Origin of the sequence: Cupriavidus sp. HPC(L) (assembly GCF_000307735.3) — a bacterium.
GTDB lineage: Bacteria > Pseudomonadota > Gammaproteobacteria > Burkholderiales > Burkholderiaceae > Cupriavidus.
On sequence record NZ_AMPR02000344.1, the window covers coordinates 1 to 1,783 of the forward strand.

1 protein-coding gene and 2 pseudogenes are annotated in these 1,783 nt (G+C 71.5%); all 3 read left to right on the plus strand.

Annotation, left to right across the window (positions count from 1 at the left end):
* A pseudogene (locus B551_RS26680) lies at positions 1–210 on the plus strand (hypothetical protein); the annotation flags it as partial.
* 134 nt (positions 211–344) lie between these two features.
* Complete coding sequence (locus tag B551_RS17460; protein ID WP_043440670.1) at positions 345–1,592, plus strand: beta-ketoacyl-[acyl-carrier-protein] synthase family protein; 1,248 nt, start codon at positions 345–347, stop codon at positions 1,590–1,592.
* Positions 1,589–1,783: pseudogene (locus B551_RS17465) on the plus strand (3-oxoacyl-ACP synthase); the annotation flags it as partial. The gene B551_RS17460 and the pseudogene B551_RS17465, both read left to right, overlap by 4 nt.

A 1,783-nucleotide genomic window follows, 5' to 3' on the forward strand; every position in this document is an offset into this window, starting at 1 on the left:
AGCCCGCTGACCTGCCGGCCCGCCGACGAGTGGCGCGCGCTGCTGCGCGGCATGGGCATGACGCTGCGCGAGGTGCCACTGCCGCGCGACGCGCATGGCGCCAATGTGCTGATGGTCGGCACGCTGCAGGCGCAACAGCAGAGGCCCGCGCATACGGCACAGGTCCGTCACGGCACCGTGGCGTCCGCCGGCGAACTGGAGCCGCTTTGATACAATCGCGCCGCCCGTTGGTGCGGGCCACCGACCGCAACGCCGGCAGCCGCGGCGGCGCTGGCGGCCCTGCAAATGTTGGCGCCGCACCGCAGCGCGCCGCCTCGCATCCCGATCGTAAGCTGTCCCCCTCCGTGTCCGCCCTGCAGTTCTCCCATTTCACCGTCACCAGTTGCCTGGGCCATGGCCTGGCCGCGACGTCCGCGGCGTTGCGCGCGCAGCGCAGCGGACTGGCGCCGTGCCGCTTCGGCGACGTGCGGCTGCGCACCCATGTCGGCGAGGTCGCCGGCGTCGACGACGCGCCGCTGCCGTCCGAATTTGCCAGCTTCGACTGCCGCAACAACCGGCTCGCCCGGCTCGCGCTGGAACAGGACGGCTTTGCCGAACGGGTGCGCGAGGCCATCGCGCGTTATGGCGCGCACCGTATCGGCGTATTCCTCGGCACCAGCACCGGGGGGATTCTCGAAACCGAACAGGCCTACCGGCGGCGCGATCCGGCGACAGGCGCGCTGCCGCCCGACTTCGACTATGCGCACCGGCACAGCCCGTTCTCGCTGCCGGCCTTCGTGCGCGCCTACCTTGGCCTGACCGGTCCCGCGGCGGCGATCTCGTCGGCGTGCTCGTCGGGCGCCAAGGTGTTCGCCTCCGCGCGCCGGATGATCGAGGCCGGGCTGATCGACGCGGCGCTGGTCGGCGGCGTCGATTCGCTGTGCCATACCACGCTGTACGGCTTCCATTCGCTGGAGCTGGTGTCGGCCGAGCCCTGCCGGCCCTACGATGCGCGGCGCAACGGCATCTCGATCGGCGAAGGGGGCGCGTTCGGGCTGCTCGAACGGTTGCCTGACTCTCGCCGCGAAGGTGGAGCGGCGATGCCTGACGATACGGTGCTGCTGTGCGGCGTCGGCGAATCCAGCGATGCGCATCACATGTCGAGCCCGCATCCGGAAGGACTGGGCGCACGGCTGGCGATGGAGCAGGCCTTGGCCGATGCCGGGCTGACGCCAGCCGACATCGACTACATCAATCTGCACGGCACCGCCACGCCGAGCAACGACGCCGCCGAGGGCAAGGCCGTGCTGGCGTTGTTCGGCACGACGCCGTGCAGCTCGACCAAGGGCGCGACCGGCCATACGCTGGGCGCGGCCGGCGCGATCGAGGCCGTGATCAGCGCGCTGGCGCTGCGCGCGGGCTGGCTGCCGGCCGGCATCGCCGGTACCGAGCTCGATCCGGCGTTGCCGGTGGGCTATCTGCTGCATACGGACACGTCCGATGCCGGCCATCGTCCCCGCTATGCGCTGAGCAATGCGTTCGGCTTCGGCGGCTCCAATTGCAGCCTGCTGTTCGGCCGCGCCGACGCGCATCTGCGAGGCGAACGGTCATGACGGCGCCGGTGTTCATCGAAGGAATCGGCTTGCTCGGCCCGGGACTGTCGGACTGGCAGCAAGGCGCCGCGGTGCTGCGTGGGGAGGTCCCCTATTTGCATGCCGCGACTGCATTGCCCGCGCCGGAAGGGCTGCCGTCGGCCGAGCGCCGGCGCACCGGCCCCGCGGTCAAGCTGGCGCTGGCGGTCGGC